Below are 26,583 nucleotides of genomic sequence, written 5' to 3' on the forward strand. Positions count from 1 at the left end.
AAAGCGCACATGAATTAAAAGAAGCCTATTGTGAATGGTTTGATTGGGCTAAAACATCGACAGACATGATTGAGATAAAAGAAAGGTTATCGCTTTTTTACCGAAAGGTAATAGAGAGTGATATCCCCGCATTTAATCAGGTCATTAAAACAATGAAGAACTGGCAGACAGAAATACTAAATAGTTTCGCTTTTGGTTATTCAAATGGCTTTTTGGAAGGCATCAATAACAAAACAAAAGTTATGAAACGCAATGCATATGGCTATAAACGATTCGATCGATTTAGAGCCAAAATACTATTAGCAATCAAGTACAAAAAGGTTGGTTTACATCTGGGCTGAATTAATAAAGGTGAATGAAATTGAAAATCCAATTTCATTCACCCCAACATTTGACACAGAGCCCTTTTTTAAGGAAACTATTAAAGGGGCCACTACATAGACTGCTTATGCGTAACATAAAAACACATGGTTTAATGGGTTTACTTCTCATTTTTCACATAACAAAAGCACGAAACCAATAATCCGACTACCTCATTAGGCAGTTTATGTGTTTGAACTTTTCACACAGATTTAAAGGGTTTACTCGTGCTTATCTCATTTATATCTTTTAAAAAATTATACAATGTTTCACCTCGCTCGTAAACAAGGTCATTCACTATAAGGTTTACCGAAATTGCTCGGTGGGAATAAATTGTGAAAAATTATTTGCTGATTAAATAATTTATAGAAATATTCATTTTCAAACTCATATTTTGTGTAAATTGCGTTTGCAATAAAGTCCGCTGCTTGTATAGCAAAAAAACACTTCCATTTTTTAATGGAAGTGTTTTTCGCTCGTATTCTATCCGCCAATTGCTGCTAATCCCATAAATAGAACAACTACAATTACCATGATCACGATGAATAAGATAAATGAAGGAATGAACATTGTGAAAAATGCCTTCCATTTTGAAATTTTATGAATTTCTGAAATCATCACAATTGTTACGACGAATGCGTAAACAGAACCGACAAGTCCTAGTACGACAACGGCCGCGTATAAGAATATTGCTACGCCATCGAAGTTTAAATCGTTATTATAAAACTCGTTTGGATAAATAATTAAAAATGCTAAAATGAACGGCAATGCGATATAGAAAGGTAATGCCGATAACATACTTCCTTTATATAAATCCAAATAAGTTCCTTGACCTTTAAATAATAACTTACCAATTCCCCAATATAATAAAGCGATAAATGCGCCACCAATTAATACTGATGCAATACCACCGATTATACTCGATGCTAACTCCATAGGTAGCGATGGTTGAGTGAATGTCGCATTCTCATCAATTTGCGAGTTTTTTGCGTCTAATGAAGCATATAATGCCGATGCCCAAGCACCAAAGAAACTTAAGATTGCGATTACCCAGAAACCTTTATGCACTAAAACGCTTCGTACAGTTTCACGTGGACTTCTCCAAATCGATACAAATGGGTTTAAATTTTTCTTCATAGTAGCCTCCTAATTCATTGTTCTAAATCTTATAAATTTATTATTATAACCTACTAACAATACCATAATTGGAAAATAAAATACAGAATTTCAATAAAAAAAAGAACATGCATATGACATGTCCCCTAACTACTCTTACTCGACTTCGCCAGTCCAGTTAAGCATTCCACCGTTCATATTCGCTACATCGAATCCTTGTTGCTCTAAAAACGCTGTAGCTTGTCCTGATCGTCCACCAGAACGACATACCATAATATATGGTACTTTTTTGTCTAGCTCGTTCATTCTGAATTCTAATAAACCTAATGGAATATGTGTGATTCCAGGAATTTTATCAGCTTCCACTTCTTCCACTTCTCGGACATCGATTAAGTTTAATTTTTCTCCTGCTGCTAGTTTTTCCTGTACTTCTACTGTTGTAATTGTTTTCATCAAAATTTCTCCTTTTTACCTATAGGGGTATTAAAATAGTTGAAGAAGTATACAAACCTTCTTCTATTAGCGACTTTTCACAAGTAAATTAACCGCTTCTTGAATTAATTCTTCCTGCGATTTATTGTCTTCATTGCCATCGCCTTGAATGCAATTCACCAAATTTGTACTAACTACTAAACCAATTGTGCGGTCAATTGCAGAACGCGAAGCTGATAATTGTGTAATGACTTGCTTACAATCCTTCCCCTCGTCCATCATGCGTAAAATACCTTGAATCTGTCCGTCAATTCGTTTCAGTCGATTTCGAACTTGTTGATCGTATTCCACTATTATTTCCTCCTATTCACTATCATCTTACACAAGAATATACCCCTCGAGGTATTTAGTCAAGCATTTGATTTTTGGATGTATTACTATGGTATAATTTTTTCAATAGAATGTGAAGGAGGAATATGATGCGAATTATCTCAATTTGCCCAAGTAATACTGAAGTCGTCGCTTTACTAGGTTTATTAGATCAATTAATTGCGGTTGATGATTTCTCTGATTGGCCAAAATCAGTAAAATCCTTACCACAACTCGGTCCAGATTTATCAATTGATTTAGATGCAGTTGAACAATTGAAACCCGATCTCGTTCTTTCTTCATTAAGTGTTCCTGGTATGGAAAAGAATGTTGAAGGTCTGACAGAGCGCGGTATTCCGCAACTTGTACTTAATGCGAATTCGCTCGAGGAAATTATCGAAGAAGTCATTTTAGTTGGTGAAAGATGCGGCGTGGCTGAAAAAGCGAATGAAATAGCAGACCAATATCGTGCAAAAATCCAAGAACTCGATGAAGTTTCAAAATCGATTACTTCTCCTCCAAGCCTTTACTGGGAATGGTGGCCGAATCCAATATTTACACCTGGGGGTATAAACTGGCTAACGCCAATTAGTGAACTAGCTGGGTGTAGAAATGAATTTAGAGATGTTGAGTTAGCAAGCGTCATGACGGATCAAGCAGATGTCTTAAATCGAAATCCAGATTACATATTACTAGCTTGGGTCGGCGTAGCGTTTGAAAGAATAAATATTAATGTCGTTGAGAGAAGACAGGGTTGGACAGAGCTAGATGCTTGGAAAAATGAGCGTGTTTTTAAAATGGAAGAATGGCTTTACTGTCGACCATCACCTCGACTGCTCGTTGGCTGTATTCAATTGGCGAAAAAGATTCATCCGCTTGCATATGCTGAAGTGGCAATTCCTTCATTCTTAATAGAAGCAGAAAAATGAGTTACCATTTGGTAGCTCTTTTTTAATCCCATAAATTATTGCAAAAAAAACTGCAGAAACATGACGTTTCTGCAGTGAACAATATATGATTTTTCTATTCTCTATTTGAATTGGAATCTCCAGAAACGCTTGACTGGCCTGTTCCTCCGTTAGAGTTAGGTTTTGAATCAGTTGTATTGTTTGAATTGTTGCCTCCACTAGAGTTCGGCTTACTGGTGTTCGAACTGTTCGAATCATTCGGCTTGTTGTTTGAAGAACCTGAACTTGGCGGTTTTTCCGCTGGTGGTTTTTCATTCGTAGGCTTCTCATCAACTTCTGGCTTTTCATCTATTTCCGGTTTTGGAGTAGATGGTCTTGCCGGTTTTGGAGTTGTCTGATTCGAATTGTTCGTCGTGTTGTTAGACGAATTATTCACAGGTGGTGCTTGATTATTCGCGGTTCCTGGAGCTGTTTCTTCCTTTGACTTATTCCCCTTACCAGAAGGCATTGTACCACCAAATGGCTGTAATAAAGAGTTAGACGTTACAGTCGGCGGGAATATAGATCCGTTGAATAAATCAGTGATCTTTTTGCCACAGCCTGATGAAGCACCAGAATCTGCACAAATTGATCTTGAAACAACATTTGCTGGGCGCGTAAATGACTTACCTTCAGCTGTTGCAAGTTTAGGGTTCGCATCATAAATCGAGTTCATGACCTGTGCCCAGAACATATTAATACGCGTACTTGGTTGGAAGTATGCACCGTTATATTGATCTAATGTTTTCGGTTGGTCATAACCCATCCATACACCTAATGTGATTTTTGGATTGTAACCAACTAGCCATACATCACGATATTCTTGAGAAGTACCTGTCTTACCAGCAAAGTCAGCGCTGAATTTCAGACCTGCTTTTGCTCTAGCACCTGTACCAGATTTCAATACATCGCGCATCATGTCAGTAATGATATAAGAAGTTTCTTCAGAGAATACTTTTTTCTTTTTAGACTTATGTTTGTAAATTACTTTACCGTTACGATCGACAATCTTTTCAATTGCATAGGCATCGACGAAATCTCCGCCATTTGCAAATGTTGAGAATGCGTTCGTATTTTCTTCAACTGTCACACCATATTTCAATGCACCAATCGAAGTTGAGTAGTTCGTATAATCATCGGCATCTAAATGACTGAAGCCCATTTGATCTAAGAATGTAGCTGGGCGATTCCCCATAATTTGAGCGTATAAGCGAATGGCTGGTAAGTTAAGTGAATCCGTCAATGCTGCACGCGCAGAAACGATTCCGCGTTGTTCATTCACATCAAAGTTACTCGGTTCCCATCCACCGTGATTGAATTTCACATCGGCTACCGGGCTACCTGCTCCGATTTTGCCGTATTCAATCGCTGGCGCATATACCAGTAATGGTTTCATCGTAGAACCATTTGATCGTTTTGCTTGTGTCGCATGGTTTAAGTTTTCAAGATTGAAATCTCGACCACCAATGAAGCTTAGTAAACGGCCTGTTTCATTCTCAATAACTGCTCCACCTACTTGTACAGGGTCCGCTACTGTTTTCGTTTCCCCTGTTTCTGGATCTGTCACTGTCTTATTATAAGTTGCGCCGTAGTAAGGGAATGAATCCTTCACTTTTTCCATCGCATCATATAACTCTTTATTAATTGTTGAGTGAATTTCATAACCTTTCGAACGTAATTCACGGTCAGCTAAAATCATATACTTCTCTTGAAGCTTAGATTCTTTATCTAATCGTTTTGTATCAATGCCGTCCTTCTTCGCTATGATTTTCGCCATAATTTTTTTCGCTTGATCTTCAATTTCATATGTTACATATGGATATTTCTCTGTTGCTTGTTTTTCACGTTTACGGAAATCTTTCGTAATATCATATTTCAATGCTTTTTTGTATTGCGCATCTGTAATTGATTCCGTCTCATGCATTCTGAATAAGACAGTTTTCATACGATTTACACCTAGTTTTAGTGCTTTCTTATCCTTCAATTGACCAGATTGTGTAAACGGAGTGTAAGCATAAGGTGACTGTGGAATTCCGGCTATGAACGCTGCTTGAGGTAAGTTTAATTCAGAAGCACTCTTATCGAAAATACCGTTTGACGCAGTTTCTACACCGGCAATATTACGGCCTGATGAGTTACGTCCGTATGGAATAATATTCAAATACGCTTCTAAAATTTCGTCCTTCGTCATGAAGTGTTCAAGTCGCATCGCAAGTAATAATTCCTTCGCTTTACGCTCATATGATACTTCATTCGTTAATACTTGGTTCTTAATCAATTGCTGCGTTAATGTCGAACCACCCGTTTGAGTAGCAGAGTTTGATACATCTTGAAGTAAACCACGGAACACGGCTTTCGGCACGATTCCATCATGTTCATAGAAGTATTCATCCTCCGTAGCAATTACTGCATCCACCACTTTTGGCGATACCTTTTTTAAATCGGTTTCCGTACGTTCTAGATCCGTACGCATTTTTCCTAGTTTTTTATTGTCGGCGAAATACAATTGACTCGTTTCGTCATAGTTGAAAATATTGTCACGCATCTCTTGTTTCGATGCGAGCTTTTCATCTTTGACGAGGTAAGCAAAGTACCCAGCCCCAAGTGAGCCTAAGAAAATGATAGCAATTAATGCTATTGTCAAAAATAATACGAATAGATTCCAAATGGCACTCGTCGAAATACGGAAATATTTCATGAATGGCTTGTCAGAAAATGCTTGTATTTTTTGTTCCCAGCTCTCTAATAGTTTTTTCAATGAATTCACTTGAGCGACCTATTTCAAAATTCACATTTGTGAAAGTTGCAAGATTGAAGTTTGGCCTTCCTCCTTTTATTAAAATCAAACGAAAAAAATAATGGCAACTAATACTTATTTCGTTTGGCCACATAGATAGCAAATGCTACCGCTTTATTTAGTTTTATGATCACAGTAGATGCGTATGTACAAATCTACTCTACTTTAGCATCTGATACTAAAAATTAGTATATATTATTTTACCCCATTTATATGTAGAATATTCCATATTCGTAAGTTGAGTGCAAAATATACTATGATTTTTGTAAACAGCTTTTACGCATACATATGATTTTACATGAAAATGCTCTTTTAATGTATGACAAATTTATATATTGACAAAAAAAAGATATGACGTACAATAACAATTATAACATTTCGTACGGAGAAGAATGCGAAGTAGTTAAGAAATTCCCTGTTTAGAGAGCTGACGGTTGGTGAAAGTCAGACATAATTTCTTAATGAATTACACATTTGGAGTAACGACGTGCCGGCTGCGTTAAAGCTTTAGAGCGGGAGAAGAAAGAATTCTCCAAGCCGGGTGGTACCGCGTTATTCGTCCCTAACGTCCCTGCATCATTATTTTATGATGGCTGGGGCGTTTTTTATTTACTCACATTCAGGTTCAATAGGAGGAATTACAATGACAAACGATTTAATTCAAGATTTAGAATGGCGCGGACTACTTTACCAACAAACAGATGCTGAAGGTATGGCGAAATTATTAAATGACGAGAAAGTATCACTTTACGTAGGTGTTGACCCAACTGCTGATTCAATGCACATCGGACACATCGTACCAATGCTGACACTACGTCGTTTCCAAAACGCTGGTCACCAACCAATTCTATTAGTAGGTGGCGCAACTGGTATGATCGGGGATCCATCTGGTCGTTCTTCAGAGCGTAATTTATTAAATGAAGCGCAAATCGCTCACAACGTAAACTGCATTAAAGGTCAATTAGGCCGTATCTTTGATTTCTCAAACGATGCAAACGGTGCTCAATTAGTCAATAACTTCGACTGGTTCGGTCAAATGACTACAATCGAATTCTTACGTGACTACGGTAAATTAATTAACATCAACTACATGTTAGGGAAAGATAATGTATCTTCTCGTCTAGATTCTGGTTTATCATTCACTGAATTTGCTTACACAATCATTCAAGGTATGGACTTCAACCACCTATACGACAATCACAATGTACGTATCCAAGTTGGGGGTTCAGATCAATGGGGTAACATCACTACAGGTCTTGAAGTCATCCGTAAAACACATGAAGAAGAAACAAATGCATTCGGCTTCACGATTCCATTAGTAATAAAATCTGATGGTACGAAATTCGGTAAAACGGCTGGTGGCGCAATTTGGTTAGATGGCGAAAAAACTTCTCCATACGAGTTCTACCAATTCTGGTTAAACACTGCTGATTCAGATGTTGTGAAATACTTAAAAATCTTCACATTCCTATCTCGCGAAGAAATTGAAGCATTAGAAGGCAAAGTAGAAACTGAAGCTCATTTACGTGAAGCTCAAAAAACGCTTGCTTCTGAAATGACAAAAATGATTCACGGTGAAGAAGGTCTAGAACAAGCACTTAAAATTACGGCTGCTCTATTCTCTGGCGACCTTAAAGCTCTTTCAGTAGAAGAAATGAAAGTAGCATTCTCTGGCGTTCCTTCTGTAGAAGTAGCAAAAGCTGATTCGAAAATCGTAGAACTATTAGTAGAAGCTAAAATTTCTCCATCTAAACGTCAAGCACGTGAAGATGTAACAAATGGTGCGATTTCTATTAATGGTGAAAAAGTACAAGATTTAGAATACACAATCGATGCGAAAGATCGTCTTGAAGATTCATTTACAATTATCCGTCGTGGTAAGAAAAAATACTTCATGGTGAAATTTGCTTAATCTATTAAATAGGAAAGAGTTTGAGACAAGATTGTCTCAAACTCTTTTTTTAGTCGTCTCCAATTGTTGATAAATCGCCTGTTGGAAGATCTAATTCCCATGCTTTTAAAACGCGTCGCATAATTTTACCACTTCTCGTTTTTGGTAGCTTCTCTTTGAATTCAATTTCGCGAGGAGCAGCATGTGCCGCTAGACCAGTTTTGACGAATAATTTAATAGCTGCTTCCAACTCTTCAGATGGCTCTATGCCCTCTTTTAAAGATATGAATGCTTTAATGATTTCGCCACGAATTGGATCAGGCTTGCCGATTACACCCGCTTCTAAAACGGCAGGATGTTCTAAAATTTTGCTCTCCACTTCAAACGGCCCAACACGTTCTCCTGCCGTCATAATGACATCATCAATTCGACCTTGGAACCAGAAATATCCGTCATCATCCATATAGGCTGAATCACCGGACACATACCATTCTTCATTCATAAAGCATGAATCATACTTCGCTTTGTTATTCCAAATTTGGCGCATCATTGACGGCCATCCTTTTTTAATCGCTAAATTCCCCATTGTAAATGGTGGTACTTCAATACCTTGATCATCCACAATTGTCGCAGTCACACCTGGTACTGGTTTGCCCATTGATCCTGGTTTAATCATCATCGAAGGATAATTACAAATCATTTGCGCACCCGTCTCGGTCATCCACCACGTATCATGAATACGTTGATGCAGCACTTCATTCCCCCATTTTACAACTTCTGGATTCAATGGTTCTCCAACAGAAAGGACATGGCGTAAAGAAGATAAATCATAATCTTCCAGCACATGATTTCCTGCCCCCATCAACATTCTGAAGGCAGTAGGCGCGCTATACCATACGGATACTTTGTAGTTTTGTAACGCCCCATACCAATTCTGTGGTGAGAATCTTCCACCGACTACTAACATTGAAATGCCATGTAACCAAGGAGCAAAAATTCCATACGCTGTTCCTGTTACCCAACCCGGGTCAGCTGTACACCAGTAAATATCATCATCTTTCAAATCAAGTACCCATTTACCTGTTTGATATTGTTGAATCATTGCATTGTGTACGTGAAGAATACCTTTCGGCTTGCCAGTTGAACCGGATGTGTAATGTAGAACGAGACCATCTTCAAGATCCACCCACTCAATATCGAATTGATCACGCGCATTCGCAAATTCCTTATTGAAATCAATCGTTGTTTCAGACTCTACAACGTCTTCCCCAATGATGAATATTTTTTCTAAATGTGGTAGTTTTTCTACCGGCACTCTTTCTAATAATGCCTTCGTTGTCACTAACACTTTTGCTTCGCTATCAAGTAAACGATCATAAATCGCTACTTCCATGAAAGCTTCGAACAACGTGCCGGCTACTGCCCCCATCTTAATTGCACCAAGTAATGCAAAGTAAAGTTCAGGTGATCTCGGCATAAAAATAAATAATCGATCCCCTTTTTGAATCGATGACTGTTCCTTGAAAACATTTGCTGCTTTATTCGTTAAAGATTTCATATCCTGAAATGTATAGGATTCTTTGCGATCTGCGTCCTCAAAATATAATGCTGTTCGATTTGCTTTACTTGATTCGGCGTGACGATCAATTGCTTCATATGCCATATTTACTTTTCCTGTTTCATGCCAACTAAATGCTTCGTTCACATTTTCCCAGTTAAAATTTGCATACGTTTTTTCATAATCACTCAGATTATGGTTCCCCTCTGTTGCAACTAACGGTTCAATTCTCATAAAGCTACCCCCTCATTTGATCGATACCTTTTTATTATATAACATATGCATCTGTGTTATAATAGCGAAGTTGATATTTAATGAAATATTCAAAAAACTAAGGTTATATTGCATTTAACTAGCATTTTTGTGCTTAAAAGGTAATTTCCTATCTCCTTGTTTCATTTTGTACATATTTCCATATTGTAAACATAATCCTTTTTTCTAAAAAGTTATGTTTTTCATTCGCATAAGGTATAATAATTTTGACAGTATGTAGAAGGAGTGGTGAAATTTTGGAGCATATTCGTACGTTCTACTCGAACACTATAGACACACCACAAGGCGAAGTCATCGTTGAAGGTCCTGTATTACCTGAAAATTTAGATAAAATGTATTTTCATGAAGATTTAGCTTCATTTAGACCTGCAAAACAGCAGCAAGAAGCTATTTTTGAGATTGCCAAATTGCCAGAAGGCCGCATTATCGTCTGTAGACAAGGTAATTTAATAGTCGGTTACACAACTTTTGTCTATCCAGATCCGCTTGAACGTTGGTCTGAAGGGAATATGGAGAATTTAATCGAACTTGGTGCGATCGAAGTCATTAATGATTTTCGTGGCGCAGGCCTTGGTAAAGCAATGCTGCGACTTTCCATGCTTGATGATGCGATGGAAGATTATATCGTCATTACAACCGAATATTACTGGCATTGGGATTTAAAAAGAACGGGGTTGAGCGTTTGGGATTACCGCAAAGTCATGGAGAAAATGATGCAAGCTGGTGGACTCGAATACTATGCAACTGACGATCCTGAAATCTCTTCCCACCCTGCCAATTGTTTAATGGCGCGAATCGGTAGTCGGGTAGATCAAGAGAGTATCGAACAATTTGACCGTCTTCGTTTTGCGAATAGAATCATGTATTAACACTCACACAAAGGGGGATAAAATATGATTGTCGAAAAAATTATGAAGAAAGATTTATTCACTTTGACGCCAGACCATACTTTAAGAGATGCGAATAAACTCATGCGAGAAAATAAAATTAGACATTTACCAATTGTCATAAATGATGATGAATTAGTAGGTTTGGTCGCTCAAAGAGATATTAAAAATACGATTACACGCCTTTTAAATGAAGATCAAGAAAATATGATTTTAGAAACGCCGATCCGCGACATTATGATTAAAAATCCACTAGTTGGACACCCACTCGATGTCATTGAAGAGATGGCGTTAATTTTTTATGAGCATAAAATTGGCTGTTTACCAATCGTCAGTCAGCATCAGTTAGTCGGTATTATTACAGATACAGATTTACTGTACAACTATATCGAATTGACAGGCGCGACAAAACCAAGCTCTCGCCTTGATATTCGAATCAAAGATGAAGCTGGTGTGTTATTTAATATTACGAAGATTATTTCAGCACATAATGCCAATATATTAAGTATCCTTCTTCATCCTGATGAGAAGCCACAATACCAAGTAATCTCCATCCGTCTAAAAAGTATGAATCCGTTACCGATTATTCAAGATTTACGTAAGGAAGGATTTGATGTTTTATGGCCAAATATGCCGAGCATGAAGCAGTAGAACGTGATGCTGTATTCGTCTATTCGCCTGAACAATTGGACTACAAATTCTCTGAAACACATCCCTTTAATCAAAAACGGCTTCAATTAACGATGGATTTACTAAATAAAATCGGCGCTTTAGATGAAAATGATATTGCGACACCGCGCATCGCAACTGATGATGAATTACTTCTCGGTCATGATGCTGCTTACATAGACATCGTCAAAAGAGCAGGTCATGGCTATTTAAAAGAAGGTGAAGGTCATAGTTTTGGCATTGGCACAGAAGATACGCCAATTTTTAAAAATATGCATGAAGCCAGCGCGACATTCGTAGGTGGTACTTTGACAGCTTGCGACTATGTTATGCAAGGTAAGTCCAATCATGCGATCAATTTAGGTGGCGGCCTTCATCACGGATTTAAAGGGAAGGCCTCTGGTTTCTGTATATATAATGACAGCACAGTTGCCATCAAATATATGCAAAAGAAATACAATGCACGCGTGCTTTATATTGACACGGATGCGCATCATGGCGACGGTGTACAATGGAGTTTCTATGATGATCCGAATGTTTGTACGCTGTCGATTCATGAAACAGGACGTTATTTATTCCCTGGTACCGGTGCAGTAACTGAGCGTGGAAATGGCGAAGGCTACGGCACTTCATTCAATATTCCGCTCGATGCATTTACCGAAGATGAATCGTTTTTAGAAGCGTATGAACAATCAATTCGTGAAATCGCAGCATTTTTCAAACCAGATGTTATTTTGACTCAAAATGGTGCAGATGCTCATTATTTTGATCCATTGACGCATCTGTCATGTACAATGAAAATTTACAATGAAATCCCTCGAATCGCGCATGAAATTGCACATGAATTTTGCGAAGGTCGTTGGGTAGCTGTCGGGGGTGGCGGGTATGATATTTGGCGTGTTGTCCCCCGTGCTTGGTCACTCGTCTGGCTTGAAATGATTGGGCATCCTCACCCTACAGGCCCGCTACCAAACTCTTGGCTTGAGAGATGGCAAGAGGAATCACCTGTGAAGTTCATTCCGACTTGGGAAGATCCAGATCCTCTTTTTGAAGCGATTCCGAGAAAAGCAGAAATCGCCGAAAAAAATGGGCAGGTTTTAGAAAAAGCACTTTATATGATTCGCCATGAATCGCATAAAATTTGAATCAATGGCTCTATAAAATATTTGAATCGTTCAATGAAAGTTCAAAAAAAAAAATCTAACATTTATAATAGAACCAATCAAAAAGCCACCTAATCGTAAAATTAGGTGGCTTTTGTTTATGCTTTTGTAGATTTTCTTTCTTCCATACGGTGAGGAAGAATTACATGAATTTGATCTACTTGTTCTTTACTCATGATTTTTGTTAATAAACGCATTGATACGGCACCAATGTCGTAAAGTGGCAATACCATACTTGATAATTGTGGACGAACCATGCGTGCTAATTTAGAGTTTTCAAAACTGATCACTTCTAAATCATCTGGTACGACTTTACCTGCGTCTTGTGCAGCATGCATAATGCCGATTGCTAACTCATCGCTTCCTGTAAAGTAGGCAGTAGGCGCATCTGTTAATTGATCTAATGTTTCGTAGTCTTCCATTCCACTATCGTAAGAATCTTCAGCAGCTACTACAAGATCTTCATCGACTGTAATGCCAGCTTCTTCTAAAGCTTTTTTGTAGCCGACAAATTTATGCTCTTTATTAATTGTTGAAGAAAATGGACCTGATACGAATGCAATTCGCTTATGACCATGATCAATTAATTTTTTGACTGCTTCATATGCAGCTTGTACATAATCAATATTGACAGCAGGAATCTTTTTAGAATCTTCTACAGAACCAGCTAAAACGATTGGAGATGGCGAGTGACTCATCTTGTCTAAAATATCTGGCGTGACATTTTCGCTCATCATGACAATTCCATCAACTTGCTTACCATACATCGTATCTAATAACTCAATTTCTTTTTTCTCATTTTGATCTGAGTTCGATAAGATAATATTGTAACGGTACATTGTGGCAATGTCTTCGATTCCTCGCGCTAATTCAGCATAGAATACATTTGAAATATCCGGGATAATTACCCCTACTGTTGTTGTTTTTTTACTTGCTAATCCTCGAGCCACCGCATTCGGGCGGTACTCTAAACGGTCAATTACTTCTAGCACTTTTTTTCTAGTTGTAGGTTTTACGTTTGGATTACCATTTACTACTCTAGATACAGTTGCCATCGAAACATTTGCTTCGCGTGCAACATCATATATTGTTACGGTCACCGATGACCCTCCTCTTTTTATACTACTACTAATAATAATACATTATATGAATGCATTTCAATATATAGTCCATAGAAAAAGTGACGATTCAAAGGATATTGAACCGCCACTTTGTGAAATCTGGTTTTTTATGCGTTTAACTCATGTGATTTCATGAATTTTTGAAGTGTTTCGTAGAAGTGATCGAAAGTTTCGAAATCCATTTGCTGCTGTGAATCCGATAATGCTACAGCTGGATCTGGGTGAACTTCTGCCATCACACCATCTGCGCCAATCGCAATTGCAGCTTTTGCACATGGAAGTAATAAATCACGACGACCTGTTGAATGCGTAACATCTACGAATACAGGTAAATGTGTTTCTTGTTTTAAAATTGGTACAGCTGAAATATCTAGCGTATTTCGTGTCGCTCTTTCGTACGTACGAATACCTCGTTCGCAAAGGATGATTTGATCATTCCCTTTCGACATAATGTATTCAGCCGCATGAATGAATTCATCAATCGTTGCAGCAAGACCTCGTTTTAGTAAAACGGGTTTATTCGTTTGCCCTGCAGCTTTTAATAATTCAAAGTTTTGCATATTTCTTGCGCCAATTTGGATAACATCGATGTAATCCAATGCTTCCTCTAAATGAGTAGGTGTCACGATTTCAGAAACGATGCCTAAACCATGTTTTTGACCCACTTCTTTTAAGATTTTAAGACCTTCAAGACCTAAGCCTTGGAAATCATATGGAGAAGTACGTGGTTTGTATGCCCCGCCTCGCATTAATTTCAAGCCTTTTTTAGCAATTTCAGCACCAACAGCATCCGTTTGTTCGAACGACTCAACTGCACATGGTCCGAAAACAAATGATGGCGCTCCTTGGCCAATTGGATCGCCATTCACATTGACAATCGTATCTTCTTTTTTACGTTTACGCGATACAAGTAATTCCTTCTTCGTATTCGTTTGTTGTAAATCTAAAGCTTGTTTGAAAATTTCTTTAAATATATGGCTTACTGAACCTTCTGTAAGAGGTCCTTCATTATTTTCTTTGATTAAATCAAGCATATGGCGTTCACGTAAAGGATCAAATCGGTTCACACCTTGCTTTTCTTTTGCTTTCCCAATCTCTTCTACTAATTGCGCGCGCTTATTGATTAAGTTTAAAATTTCAAGATTGATGTCGTCTACTTGATTTCTTAGTTCTTCTAAAATTTGATGACTCATAACCGTTATCCCCTCTCGTATTGTTATCTGGTTCTTTCAACCTAATAGAATGTATGATACATTTTAAGTTAATAACTGTATTATAAGCAATGGTTACTCAAAAGTCACGAACTTTCTTTATCGCTTCAACGCGGAAAAGTATTTTTCGTTTATTTACTATTCTGAACTATTTAAAAAGGAAGTGTCCATATGTCAGAAAAAATATTTGCTTTAGATATCGGTACACGCTCTGTAGTCGGTATTATACTTGAACAAAATGAGGAAAACTACCATGTCGTGGATCTCATTGTAGAAGAACATACTGAACGTGCGATGGTCGATGGTCAAATACATAATGTCGTTTACGTTGCAGAAGTAATTGCACATATTAAAAATAAATTAGAAGAAAAACATGGCCCATTAACGAAAGTTGCGGTCGCTGCTGCTGGTCGTTCTTTAAAAACCGAGCAAGCGAAGGCGAAGATCACGATCACAAATCGCCCTGCACTTACGCAAGCAGATATTGATCGACTGGAACTAGCTGCCGTCCAACAAGCACAAGCAAATCTACTCGATCATCAAGAACAATTAGAAGGACATCACTACTATTGTGTCGCCTATTCCGTTCTTTATAATCGATTAGATGCTCAGGAAATTGGTAATTTAATTGATCAACAAGGAAATGAAGCTTCCATCGAAGTCATCGCAACATTTTTACCGCGAGTTGTCGTTGAATCTCTAATCGCGGCTTTGAAACGTGCTGGCTTAGAAATGGATGGCCTAACACTTGAACCAATCGCAGCCATCAATGCATTAATTCCAACTTCTATGCGCAGATTAAATGTCGCACTTGTCGATATTGGCGCAGGTACTTCCGATATCGCCATTACCGATCAAAGTACAGTAACAGCGTACGGCATGGTGCCAACCGCGGGTGATGAGATCACGGAAGCTTTGAGCGATCACTACTTACTCGACTTCCCCGTTGCAGAATCATTGAAAAGAGAATTATCTGTCCAAACAGAAGTTACGATTTCTGATATTTTAGGATTTGATGAACAAGTTCCAGTACTTGATGTCATCCAAAATATCGAGCCGGCAATCGATCACCTTGCTTCAACAATTGCCAATGAAATTTTGAAATTAAATGGCCAAAAACCGCCGAAAGCCGTCATTTTAATAGGTGGTGGGAGTTTAACACCGCAAATCACGTCAAAATTAAGTCTTGCACTCGCTTTACCTGATAATCGCGTAGCAGTTCGTGACATCGATGCGATTAAGAATTTGACGCGTGCCGAACATGTACAAGCTACACCTGAATTAGTAACGCCGATTGGTATCGCGATTTCCGCAAAAAATATGCCAATCAAATATATGGCAGTTCAAGTCAATAATCAGATTGTGCGCATGTTTGAATTGAAGGAAATGACTGTCACAGATGCACTACTGTCTGCCAATATCAATGCTTCAAAACTATATGGCAAGCCTGGATTAGCGATGTCTGTGTCATTAAATGGCCAAACGATTCATATTCCTGGTGAATTAGGTAGCCCAACGATGATCAAAATTAACGGCGAAATTGCTTCGATGAAGACTGCTATTACGAATGAAGATGTCATCGAATTAATCGAAGGTACAAACGGCATGGAAGCTTCTGCCACTGCGAGTGATTTAATCGACAATGCAACGTCGCAAATCATCACTTTAAATGGGCAACCTTATTCAATAACGGCCAAATTGAAAATCAATGGTTCAAGTGCCTCCTTTTCTCAACAGCTTCATGAAGGCGACGAAATCCTAGTTGAAACGACTTCAACATTGCAGCAACTAATGACGAAATTAGGCAAAAATTCATTGCTTGATGATCGTTCTATACCAACCTATTACTTGAATGAGCAAAAAGTGAATGTTCCACAATTTGCGGCTACAATCACTGTAAATGGCATGGCTTGTTCATTAGATACGATTTTACAAAATGGTGATGCAATCGAATTTTCAACTGGAATTGATCGCACGCTCGAAAATTTCATCACTGTGCATTCCATCCAAATGGCAGACCGTTGTGACGTAACTTTCCAAGGTGAATCGATTCAATTGAGTAGACCTGCCTTTAAAACGCTCGTCAATCATCGAGAAGCCGATTTGATGACTTCATTGAATATGAATGACAAGATTCAATTACTCCCTTTAGAAGCCACTCCATGGACGTTTCAAGATGTCTTCAAATTTACGAACTGGCAATTACCTGAAGGATTTAAAGGAACTTTCGAATTAGTACGCAATCATGTAAAAGCGCAATTCGACCAGCCCATTCATAATGGCGATGAATTATCATTGCGATTACTACCTTCAAGTACACAAGTTTAAAAATGTAAAAGGCGAGTCGACTGATTGAAACAGTCGACTCGCCTTATTTTTGATTGATTATGCTTTTTTGTTTTCTTCTGCTTCAACTTCTGCAATTGTATTTTCTACAGTTTGCATTAATTCAATTGAGCCTTCATCATCCGAGTATGCAGTACCATCATCTAAAGGCGGTTGAACATTTCCCTTTAATGATTTCATACGGTCAACTACTGGACCCGCTTGCTCTTGAACCTTTTTAGAAAGTTGTGCAGATTTTTCTTTTGCTTGAGAAGCTAATTCAGAACTTTTCTCTTTTACTTGAGAAGTAATCCCTGAACTCTTCTCTTTTAAAGTATTCGCTTGAATAATAACATCATTGCGTAAATCCTTACCTGTTTTTGGTGCTAAAAATAATGCTGCTGCTGCGCCTACAAGACCACCAACGATTGCACCAATGACAAATTCCTTGCCACCTGAAGACTCTTTTTCATAAAGTGCCTCTTGGCGAGATACATATGCTTCTGGTAAGTAAACTGTATGCCCTGTGTTTGCAAGCTCGTCGCGAACATCATTGTAATTTAATTTAGAATCATTCATTTTGTAAACCCCCGTTTTATTGTTGGATTTGCTTATTTTTTTTTGATTTATTTCTGATACTCATTATTGCCGAACCCCATTGCACTACATTCGCAATTTGATCACTATTGCGGTCAACATTTGAGTTAATTGATGAAGTAACAGATTGAACTGTATTGTTCAGTCCTGAAACCGAATCTCCGAAACCTTTAACAGCTCCTACTAAAGAGTTAAGCTGTTGAGATTTCCCTTGAATATCTTCAGCTAAAACATTTGTCTTTTGTAAAAGGCTAGTTGTTTCAGTCGTGATTCCTTGCATCTGACCTTCAATGCCTTCCATTGTTTTCGCTACATTGTTTAAAGTAGTCTTTAAAGATCCTAAAGTCATCGCTAAACTTACACAAAGTACTAATACTCCGATTGCAAAAATTAAAGCTGCGATGTATAGAATGATAATCCAATCCATATGTTTTCCCTCCTACAATAATTAATACTTATAAAAATTCCACAATTTACTCGCTCCTAAACATTGTGTACTAATTACATTCTACAATCTTTCTCTAAATCCTTCCAATAATAAAGGGTTTTCACAGGAATATAAAAAAGAAAGTCACAAATGAATGTGACTTTCTAATCTGATTTAAACTTCAGTTTTTAATAATTCTTCAAAAGCTTTTTGGAATTTACCAATATCTCCTGCACCCATAAATAAGAATACAGCTTCTTTATGCTCAATTAACTCTTGAATATTATCCATACTTAAAATATGGCTATTCGGAATTAAATCTCTTAAATCTTGAATTGTTAATTCACCAGCATTTTCTCTTGCTGATCCGAAAATATCACACAGATACACGCAATCCGCTTCATTTAAACTTTCCGCAAAGTTTTCTAAGAATGCTTTTGTCCGTGAGAAAGTATGTGGTTGGAATACAGCTAATAATTCTCGCTCTGGATATTTTTGACGAGCAGATTGAATTGTCGCGCTAATCTCCGTTGGGTGATGTGCATAGTCATCAATCAAAGTACGTTCACCTATATGCGTTTCAGTAAAACGTCTTTTCACACCATGATATGTGTAAAGCTGATCTTGAATTAATGCAGCTGGAATTCCTTCATATTCACATAATGAAATAACAGCTAATGTATTTAATACATTGTGATCTCCGAATAGTGGAATATGGAATCTGCTGTAAAATTCATTACGCACAAATACATCAAAATCAGTACCTTTTGTCGTTTTCTCGATATTACGTGCTTCAAAATCATTTTCAGATCCAAAACCATAATAAACAACTGGTACATTCGCTTGAATGCGTTGTAAGTTTTCATCATCACCACATGCGATAATTGCTTTTTTCACTTGTAACGCCATCTCTTGGAATGCGCTAAATACATCGTCAATGCTTGAATAGTAATCTGGGTGATCAAAATCCACATTTAACATGATTGCGTAATCTGGGTGATATGCTAAGAAGTGTCTGCGATATTCGCATGCTTCCATTACGAAGTTTTTAGCATCTGCTGCGCCACTTCCCGTACCATCACCGATTAAGTATGATGTAGGTTCATTACCTGCAAGTACGTGCGCTAGTAAACCTGTAGTCGAAGTTTTACCATGCGCTCCTGTTACTGCTACAGAAGTGTATTTTTCTAAGTACTCACCTAAGAATTTATGGTAACGAATTACTTCTACACCTAATTCTTTCGCTCGTACAATTTCAGGGTGGCTATCTGGGAATGCATTACCGGCAATAACTGTCATTCCTTGTTGAATATTCGCTTCAGCAAAAGGAAGTACTTGAATGCCTCGTTCGTGTAATGGAGCTTCTGTAAAGAAGTATTTTTCTATGTCAGAACCTTGAACTGATTCACCCGAGTCAAATAAAATTTGAGCTAGTGAACTCATGCCAGAGCCTTTAATTCCAGTAAAATGATATAGTGTCATGTTGAAACCTCCTGGGAATTCTCTAAAAACAAGTATGCGATTCCCTTTTTCATCGTTCATAATTATTTTTTTAATTAGTTAAATTTGTAAGTGCTTTTTCAAAACATCTAATATTATAGCACGAAACGAATAGATTCAAAAACGTCATTCAATTTTAATTCCATATACCTACAAAAGACGCAATTCTTCAACATTACTTAGTAAAAATTAAGGTACTATTGAAAAATTTCATCCGCTTTTTCAGGCGTTAAAAATACATCTCGTGGTTTTGAACCTTTCGACTCCGAAATGAATCCATGTGAATCCATCATTTCAACGAGTCTTGCCGCTCGATTATATCCTATTCGATACTTTCGTTGAATAGCTGAAATTGAGATGCTACTTTCTTCCGCTGCAGATCTGCACACTTCTTCAAACAGTTCATCCTGTTCTTCAGCTTGTTCAACTTTCTGCACTAACTCTTCTGGAGCAAATGCGTATGAAGGTTTGCCGAGTGAACGAATATGATTCGTCACTTGCTCAATTTCTTGATCGGTAACAAAAGTACCTTGTAACCTTACTGGTGCTGATTTACCATAACCAAGATAAAGCATATCGCCTCGTCCTAATAATCGCTCTGCCCCTTGAGAATCGATAATCGTACGTGAATCAATTTGAGAAGAAACTGCAAATGCGATTCGCGTAGGAATATTCGATTTAATCAATCCTGTAATAACGTCTACAGATGGTCTCTGCGTTGCTAATACAAGGTGAATCCCACACGCTCTAGCTTTTTGAGCAATTCTACAAATAGATTCTTCTACGTCTGCAGGTGCCATCATCATTAAATCCGCTAACTCATCAATGACAATAACTAAATATGGCATTTTCAAAGAATATTTACGTTGTTCTTCAACAATTTCATTATATCTCGAAATATGTCTTACTTTCATATGATGGAATAATTGATATCTTCGTTCCATCTCTTCCACTGCCCATTTCAATGCAGCAGTAGCGGCTTTTACATCCGTAATGACTGGACTAACTAGGTGTGGCAATTCATCATAAACTGCTAATTCAACCATTTTCGGATCAATTAAAAGTAATTTTACATCATTCGGACTTGCCTTCATTAAAAGGCTGACTAGTAATGAATTAATACAGACCGATTTACCAGAACCAGTAGCTCCAGCAATAAGTCCATGTGGCATATTTGCTAAATCAAATGTTACAGGTTTTCCTGTAATATCAAGACCTAGTGCAACCTCAAGTAGATTTTCACTATCCTTAAAGTTATTAGTACCCACTATTTCTGACAATCTAACAGGTCTTGAAGTCGCATTTGGAATTTCAATACCAATTGAACGTTTGCCTGGAATTGGTGCTTCAATACGAATATCACGCGCTGCCAATGCTAGTTTTAAGTTATCTGAAAGATTTTTGATTTTACTAATTTTCACACCATGACCAACTGTAATTTCAAATTGTGTCACTGCTGGTCCTTGTACAATATCAACAATCTCCGCTTGAACATTAAATTCGGCTAGCACTTCTACTAATAACTCACCTTGTGATTCCATCCATTCCAAATCCTGTTGTTCTTCCTCTGGTTCACGTAGAACAGCAAGTGTTTCTTTGTAGCTATCCCAATGCGCAGGCTTCACTTCAACTTCAGTTGGAATGTCCATAACAATTTGTTCTTCCGATAATTCATTTACAAATTGCGGTTCGGTGGGAGTCACCTCATCAGCTGAATTATTTTCGGCAGTTTCTTTTTTAATCGTTGTTGGCGTCGCACGATAGTTTTGCATAACTTTCAGCGGATTTTTCTTCCAATCCGGAAATTCTAAGCTGCTCTTTGGAGTCGAAGGTGTTGCATTTAATTTTTCTTTATCCGATTTCAGCATGACAACATTGATCGGTGTACGACTCACGCGACGATCTGCTACAACTTGTTCAGTTTCCATCACTGGCGCTGCTTCTGCTTCAACTAGTTCAGTTCCAATCACTGGCGCTGTCTCTGCTTCGACTTGTTCAGCTTCCACAACTGGTGCTGGCTCTTCTTCAACTTGATCAGTTTCCATCACTGGTGCTGCTTCTACTTCAACTATTTCAGTTTCCACAACTGGTGCTGACTCTTCTTCAACTAGTTCCGTTCCAATCACTGGCGCTGTCTCTGCTTCAACTTGTTCAGCTTCCACAACTGGTGCTGACTCTTCTTCAACTTGATCAGTTTCCATCACTGGTGCTGCTTCTACTTCAACTATTTTAGTTTCCACAACTGGTGCTGACTCTGCTTCAACTAGTTCCGTTCCAATCACTGGCGCTGTCTCTGCTTCAACTTGTTCAGCTTCCACAACTGGTGCTGACTCTGCTTCAACTTGTTCAGCTTCCACAACTGGTGCTGACTCTTCTTCAACTTGTTCAGCTTCCACAACTGGTGCTGACTCTTCTTCAACTTGTACAGTTTCCATCACTGGCGCTGGCTCTTCTTCAACTTGTGCAGTTTCCACAATTGGCTCTGCCACCGCAACTTGTCGTTGTGGCTCGGATTGTTCTTTTGGACTATTTGATTCCGTCATTGTTGGAGCTTTATGTACCGGTTGCTCTAATACATTCACTTCCACATCAGAATCACCGAAAATTCGTTGTTCGCGTAATTTTCGTTCATGAATTAATTGTTCAGCTAATGTGCCTTTTACTTTACTCGTTTCAGGTAATGCATTCTTTTGAGATTCATGCTGAACATCGGCATGTAATTTAGCTTTTTTCAGACCAAACACTGGTGAAGGAACTTCTGTCGGAACGAACTTCGGTTTTGCAATTGGTTCCGGTTGATAGACTTTCTTTTCTTCTACTTTTACTTCTTTCATTTTTTCATTATATTTTGGCTTCTGTTTTGATATCACTGGCTCTTTAGCTTTCGTTTTTACAGCAGGACTTCCTCCAAAAGGATTGTATTGATTTCTCGCAATCCCTTGAACTGGACTTCCACCGGCTCGACTCGATCCAAATGGCGCATATGCATTCTTATTCACTTCTTCAACTTCTGGATAATTCATTTTCAACGGTGTGTCACCAATAGGTTCAGCATTCTCCGCCGGTTGTTCTTCAACTAAAGGAAAATTAAACTTCTTCTCTTGTTTTGGTTCTTCATTCATTTCTTCTTCATAGTATTCATTTTCTTCATATTCATATTGTTCATCAAATTGTTTATGTTGTTTTTTCGTATTATTATCATTTTCTTCTTCATCACTAATAATTTTATTAAAAAGGTTTTTAATCCAACTCATTTTTATCACTCATTTCCAAAATCATTGATTTCATTTTATCAGTAAAAATCGTTCTCTTGCAACGACTATCCTGTATTTCACTAAGAGATTCGACTAATATAATTCGATTTTCCCTATTTTATACAATTATAGTCGTATTTTCGGATAAAAGGTGAAATTTAATGTAAAAAAGAAAAAAAGAACTGATATAGATTTCTCTATACCAGTTCTTTCGATTTTATGCTTTGAATGGTGTTCCAGCTTGAGCAGAATCATCTAAAATCATGATTCCTTTCACTTGTGGAGCGTTTGGAATTTCTAACTCACGTGCTGAACATAGCATACCGAACGATTCAACGCCGCGAAGTGCTGATTCTTTGATTACCATACCAGAAGGCATTACTGCGCCGATTTTTGCTACGACAACTTTTTGACCTTGTGCAACGTTTGGTGCGCCACATACGATTTGTAGTAGTTCATCTTCGCCAACATCTACTTTTGTAATATGCAATTTATCTGCATTCGGGTGATCGCCTAATTCAACGACATGCCCTACTACGAATTTTGGTGAGAAATCTACGTTTAAATCAAGTGCAGCACCTGATTCAGCGATTGCTTTTTCGATTGAAGCTACAAATTCTTTCGAAATTTCTACGTTTCCAACTACGCCATCTAGTTCAACATACTTGCTCGCATTGAAAAGGTTGAAGCCTTTTACTTCTGAAGTAGACTCTTCTTGTAAAAGAACTAAGTCACCGTGACGCTCTAATTTTGTCTTAACTGCACTTTCAGTTGTTAATTCAACTAGGAGTACATCCCCTACGAATTCTCTATTATACGAAGCGATCATGATTTATTCTTTCTCCTTTTTGGCTTTTGCCATAATAAATATTGGTTCTAAATGATTATTTTCATAAATGAACGATAGCGATGTAACCGGTACTGCTCCTACCGAGAAGAAATGCATCGTCATTTGTGCTAATATATCATATCCTTCTTTGTTACGAATGTCACCTATGATTAGGACATCTTGATGCGGCACAGATACTGTCATATCACCTTCGACTTGCTCGGCCATATGTTGTAAAAATGGCTCATTTAAAATACGACTCGCATCGTAGCCATCATTATGATTTAAAAAGTAAAAAATATTGCCATTCACTTCATCAGCTTTGACGTCCGTAGGCAATGTTTTAACTTGGAATCTCGCCATTTCCTTCACTTGCGCTTCAGTCAATTCTAATTTTTCAAGCATCGCTTCATCAATCAAACGATATGTCGCACCTAAATCTAGCGCGTAGAAAATAGTTGTTTCAGCTGTATGTTTTTCAAAAATGAACGGAATACCTTCTTTTGATTTCTTAGGGAATGAACCCGAACGAATGGCAGGGAAAATTTTAAGTCCTTTCGCAAAACCTTCCGCTTGTTCTTTGGCCATCGCATCAAAAGTTTGTTGAATAATATAGAGTACTTCATCAATTGCTGCTTCTTTGCGCTCCTCATATTTTTGAAGAACGTCGCCTACAACTAACTCCATCCCCTTATTTAATGAACGGTGATGAATTCTTAATTTATTTGTTTTCGCATCTAATTGAATTTCGTACTGCTCTTCATTTAGACGTTTTTTTAAGATATTTATTAGTTCTGGTGCTTTCATTCAATCACTCCGTTACTGTTTTGCAAGAAATGCTTCAATTTCTTCCTGCGTTTTACGATCTTTTGATACAAAACGTCCTGTTTCTTCACCATTATTAAATGCGACAAAGCTTGGAATACCAAAGACATCTAGCTCAATACATACATCAATGAATTTGTCGCGGTCCACATAGATGAAGTTGAATTCAGGGAATTTACCTTCTACTTCTGGCATGAATGGATCGATGAATCGGCAATCTGGACACCAATCTGCCGAGAAAAGGAATACCGTTTTCCCTTCGTTTTTTAAAGTCTTGAATTGTTCTTCTGATTGTAATGCGTTCATTCCAAAAACCTCCGTTACGATGTTATTTTCATCACTTACTTTACATGAAATAGTTGTGAAACTCTACTGTTTTGCCCAGTAACGATATTGACCGACTAACATCATGACAATTGGTTCGAACATTTCTGCTCGATCGATTAGTCCATCTGTGAATACGCCGATTGCTCCAGCGTTTTGTCGCGTATCCTGTTCTCCTACATAACAATCCATGATTGGCCCTAGTTCTTCACCAGTTAATAAAGCTTGTGCCACTTCTTTTGGTAGCGGAATTTGAGCGCCGGCTGCTGTATAAACGGTATCTACCGTTGCAAGTGCCGCCCAGTTGCATAAATATAGTGCATTGCCAATCCATTTCACGCCGCCTTCAAGTCCAAAACCTACTTCTGCACCTGTTTGCTCTCTTGCCGCAATCGCACGATTAATCGCACCTTGTCGCGTTTCTTCTTCTGAAAAAGGCTGTTTCGCAACATTTGAAGCAACTGAAATAGCTTGAATTTCAAATTCATTTGTTAAAGTATCTTGTACCACTTTTTCTACTGCTTTTAATTTCGCTTTATTCTTCGTTCCTACCGCTATTTTCATCATTCATTCCTCCATTAAAAAAGCTATCCTTAACAATAAGGATAGCTTAAATCATTCAAATTAACCGTTATTTTTAATTGTATCCAATGTAGATTGATCTGCATTACGCACAAGGTTGACGATTAATTCTTTTGCCGCATCAATGTCATCTGTATGAATAATTGAAGCATGTGTATGAATATAACGTGAGCAAATACCAATTACTGATGAAGGAACGCCGTCATTTGAAATGTGTACATTCCCTGCATCTGTACCACCTGGTGATACAAAATACTGGTATGGAATATTATTTGATTCCGCAGTATCTAAAATGTATTCGCGCATACCTTTATGCGTCACCATCGTACGGTCGAAAATACGTAATAATGCACCTTTACCCATTTGACCGAATTGGTTTTTATCGCCCGTTACATCGTTTGCAGGGCTAGCATCTAATGCGAAGAATAAATCTGGTTTAATCATGTTCGCAGAAACTTTCGCGCCACGTAAACCAACTTCTTCCATTACATTCGCACCTGAATAAAGTGTATTCGGTAATTTCTCATCTTTTAATTCTTTTAAAAGCTCAATTGCAAGGCCACAACCATAGCGGTTATCCCATGCTTTCGCCATAATTTTCTTAGGATTTGCCATTTGAGTAAATTGGCTAGTTGGAATAATCGATTGCCCTGGTTTTACACCCATTGCAATCGCATCTGCACGGTCATCTGCGCCGATATCAATTAGCATATTTTTAATTTCCATAGGTTTTTTAGCCATTTCAGGTGTTAATAAATGTGGTGGAACTGAACTAATGACACCTGGAACAACACCATTTTCACCATACACATCAACACGTTGCGCTAGCATGACTTGATTTGACCAGCCACCAAGTGGTTGGAAACGAATTAGTCCGTTATCCGTAATTTGTGTCACCATAAATGCGACTTCATCCATATGACCAGCTACTAAAATTCTTGGGCCATTGTCGTCACCTTTTTTAAGACCAAAAATACCGCCTAAATTATCTTGCACAATTTCGTCCGAGTATTTCGTCAATTCTTGGCGCATGAAAGCACGCACTGCATGTTCATTCCCCGGCGCCCCTGGTAGTTCTGTAAGTGTTTTAAACATTTCTAAAGTATCTTGATTCATTCCATTTACC

General features: G+C 37.9%; 23 protein-coding genes and 1 other annotated feature. Of the genes, 7 read left to right on the top strand and 16 right to left on the bottom strand.

The genetic code is table 11. The features are described 5' to 3' along the window. A partial coding sequence (locus DF281_RS09615) for a transposase (protein ID WP_146191512.1) occupies positions 1 to 341 on the top strand: 341 nt, incomplete at its 5' end. 502 nt (positions 342 to 843) lie between these two features. Here the strand turns inward: DF281_RS09615 and DF281_RS09625 are convergent. From DF281_RS09625 to DF281_RS09635, 3 genes are all read right to left on the bottom strand, one after another. Continuing rightward, positions 844 to 1,497: a YIP1 family protein gene (locus tag DF281_RS09625; RefSeq protein ID WP_109350047.1), complete on the bottom strand. Its 654-nt coding sequence runs from the start codon at positions 1,495 to 1,497 to the stop codon at positions 844 to 846. Positions 1,498 to 1,632: 135 nt separating this feature from the next. After that, entirely contained in the window at positions 1,633 to 1,929 is a 297-nt protein-coding gene (locus tag DF281_RS09630) for a rhodanese-like domain-containing protein (protein WP_109350048.1), read from the bottom strand. A 66-nt stretch (positions 1,930 to 1,995) separates the two neighbouring features. Then, positions 1,996 to 2,259, bottom strand: coding sequence for a metal-sensitive transcriptional regulator (locus DF281_RS09635; RefSeq protein ID WP_109350049.1), 264 nt, complete (start codon positions 2,257 to 2,259; stop codon positions 1,996 to 1,998). A 128-nt stretch (positions 2,260 to 2,387) separates the two neighbouring features. Here DF281_RS09635 and DF281_RS09640 point away from each other — a divergent pair, with 128 nt between their 5' ends. Further along, positions 2,388 to 3,206: a cobalamin-binding protein gene (locus tag DF281_RS09640; protein ID WP_109350050.1), complete on the top strand. Its 819-nt coding sequence runs from the start codon at positions 2,388 to 2,390 to the stop codon at positions 3,204 to 3,206. A gap of 94 nt (positions 3,207 to 3,300) precedes the next feature. Here DF281_RS09640 and DF281_RS09645 read toward each other — a convergent pair whose 3' ends face one another. Further along, on the bottom strand, positions 3,301 to 5,982 hold the full coding sequence (locus tag DF281_RS09645; RefSeq protein WP_373863442.1) for a transglycosylase domain-containing protein: 2,682 nt from the start codon (positions 5,980 to 5,982) through the stop codon (positions 3,301 to 3,303). 415 nt (positions 5,983 to 6,397) lie between these two features. After that, positions 6,398 to 6,597, top strand: a binding site (T-box leader). Positions 6,598 to 6,664: 67 nt separating this feature from the next. Here DF281_RS09645 and tyrS point away from each other — a divergent pair. Then, entirely contained in the window at positions 6,665 to 7,933 is a 1,269-nt protein-coding gene (gene tyrS / locus DF281_RS09650) for a tyrosine--tRNA ligase (protein ID WP_109350051.1), read from the top strand. A gap of 49 nt (positions 7,934 to 7,982) precedes the next feature. Here tyrS and acsA read toward each other — a convergent pair whose 3' ends face one another. Next, positions 7,983 to 9,704 carry an acetate--CoA ligase gene (gene acsA, locus DF281_RS09655; protein ID WP_109350052.1) on the bottom strand — a complete coding sequence of 574 codons (1,722 nt, stop codon included), beginning with the start codon at positions 9,702 to 9,704 and terminating at the stop codon, positions 7,983 to 7,985. A 275-nt stretch (positions 9,705 to 9,979) separates the two neighbouring features. On the opposite strand from acsA, the gene DF281_RS09660 reads away from it, so the two are divergent. From DF281_RS09660 to DF281_RS09670, 3 genes are read left to right on the top strand one after another with little or no spacing between them, the layout of a single operon-like run. Then, positions 9,980 to 10,612: a GNAT family N-acetyltransferase gene (locus DF281_RS09660; RefSeq protein ID WP_109350053.1), complete on the top strand. Its 633-nt coding sequence runs from the start codon at positions 9,980 to 9,982 to the stop codon at positions 10,610 to 10,612. A gap of 24 nt (positions 10,613 to 10,636) precedes the next feature. After that, positions 10,637 to 11,281 carry an acetoin utilization AcuB family protein gene (locus tag DF281_RS09665; RefSeq protein ID WP_109350054.1) on the top strand — a complete coding sequence of 215 codons (645 nt, stop codon included), beginning with the start codon at positions 10,637 to 10,639 and terminating at the stop codon, positions 11,279 to 11,281. Further along, on the top strand, positions 11,251 to 12,444 hold the full coding sequence (locus tag DF281_RS09670) for an acetoin utilization protein AcuC (protein WP_109350055.1): 1,194 nt from the start codon (positions 11,251 to 11,253) through the stop codon (positions 12,442 to 12,444). Before DF281_RS09665 ends, DF281_RS09670 begins: the two co-directional genes overlap by 31 nt. 116 nt (positions 12,445 to 12,560) lie before the next feature. Here DF281_RS09670 and ccpA read toward each other — a convergent pair whose 3' ends face one another. Both ccpA and DF281_RS09680 read right to left on the bottom strand, forming a co-directional pair. Continuing rightward, on the bottom strand, positions 12,561 to 13,562 hold the full coding sequence (gene ccpA, locus DF281_RS09675) for a catabolite control protein A (RefSeq protein ID WP_109350056.1): 1,002 nt from the start codon (positions 13,560 to 13,562) through the stop codon (positions 12,561 to 12,563). Between the two features lie 128 nt (positions 13,563 to 13,690). Then, positions 13,691 to 14,776, bottom strand: a complete 1,086-nt coding sequence (locus tag DF281_RS09680; protein WP_109350057.1) for a bifunctional 3-deoxy-7-phosphoheptulonate synthase/chorismate mutase — start codon at positions 14,774 to 14,776, stop codon at positions 13,691 to 13,693. A 189-nt stretch (positions 14,777 to 14,965) separates the two neighbouring features. Between DF281_RS09680 and DF281_RS09685 the strand changes: the two genes are divergently transcribed. Then, positions 14,966 to 17,122, top strand: a complete 2,157-nt coding sequence (locus DF281_RS09685) for a cell division protein FtsA (protein ID WP_109350058.1) — start codon at positions 14,966 to 14,968, stop codon at positions 17,120 to 17,122. A gap of 57 nt (positions 17,123 to 17,179) precedes the next feature. Here DF281_RS09685 and DF281_RS09690 read toward each other — a convergent pair whose 3' ends face one another. The 9 genes from DF281_RS09690 to DF281_RS09730 form a co-directional block, all read right to left on the bottom strand. After that, on the bottom strand, positions 17,180 to 17,698 hold the full coding sequence (locus tag DF281_RS09690) for a YtxH domain-containing protein (protein ID WP_109350059.1): 519 nt from the start codon (positions 17,696 to 17,698) through the stop codon (positions 17,180 to 17,182). 16 nt (positions 17,699 to 17,714) lie between these two features. Beyond that, positions 17,715 to 18,143, bottom strand: coding sequence for a DUF948 domain-containing protein (locus tag DF281_RS09695; protein WP_109350060.1), 429 nt, complete (start codon positions 18,141 to 18,143; stop codon positions 17,715 to 17,717). Between the two features lie 174 nt (positions 18,144 to 18,317). Further along, positions 18,318 to 19,625, bottom strand: coding sequence for a UDP-N-acetylmuramate--L-alanine ligase (murC, locus tag DF281_RS09700; protein WP_109350061.1), 1,308 nt, complete (start codon positions 19,623 to 19,625; stop codon positions 18,318 to 18,320). Between the two features lie 215 nt (positions 19,626 to 19,840). Then, the gene (locus tag DF281_RS09705; protein WP_240605538.1) at positions 19,841 to 22,897 is read right to left on the bottom strand and encodes a DNA translocase FtsK; all 3,057 of its coding nucleotides are present in this window, start codon (positions 22,895 to 22,897) and stop codon (positions 19,841 to 19,843) included. Positions 22,898 to 23,114: 217 nt separating this feature from the next. Beyond that, entirely contained in the window at positions 23,115 to 23,726 is a 612-nt protein-coding gene (gene ytpR, locus DF281_RS09710) for a YtpR family tRNA-binding protein (RefSeq protein ID WP_109350062.1), read from the bottom strand. A 3-nt stretch (positions 23,727 to 23,729) separates the two neighbouring features. After that, a complete protein-coding gene (locus tag DF281_RS09715) occupies positions 23,730 to 24,533 on the bottom strand; it encodes a DUF1444 family protein (RefSeq protein ID WP_109350063.1) in 804 nt (267 codons plus the stop codon). A gap of 12 nt (positions 24,534 to 24,545) precedes the next feature. Next, the gene (locus DF281_RS09720; RefSeq protein WP_109350064.1) at positions 24,546 to 24,857 is read right to left on the bottom strand and encodes a thioredoxin family protein; all 312 of its coding nucleotides are present in this window, start codon (positions 24,855 to 24,857) and stop codon (positions 24,546 to 24,548) included. 63 nt (positions 24,858 to 24,920) lie between these two features. Continuing rightward, positions 24,921 to 25,442 (bottom strand): DUF84 family protein, encoded by a 522-nt coding sequence (locus tag DF281_RS09725; protein WP_307725175.1) that lies wholly within the window; start codon positions 25,440 to 25,442, stop codon positions 24,921 to 24,923. Positions 25,443 to 25,499: 57 nt separating this feature from the next. Further along, a complete protein-coding gene (locus DF281_RS09730; protein ID WP_109350066.1) occupies positions 25,500 to 26,573 on the bottom strand; it encodes a M42 family metallopeptidase in 1,074 nt (357 codons plus the stop codon). Positions 26,574 to 26,583 lie beyond the last annotated feature (10 nt).

The organism is Kurthia zopfii, from assembly GCF_003143955.1.
Lineage (GTDB): Bacteria > Bacillota > Bacilli > Bacillales_A > Planococcaceae > Kurthia > Kurthia zopfii.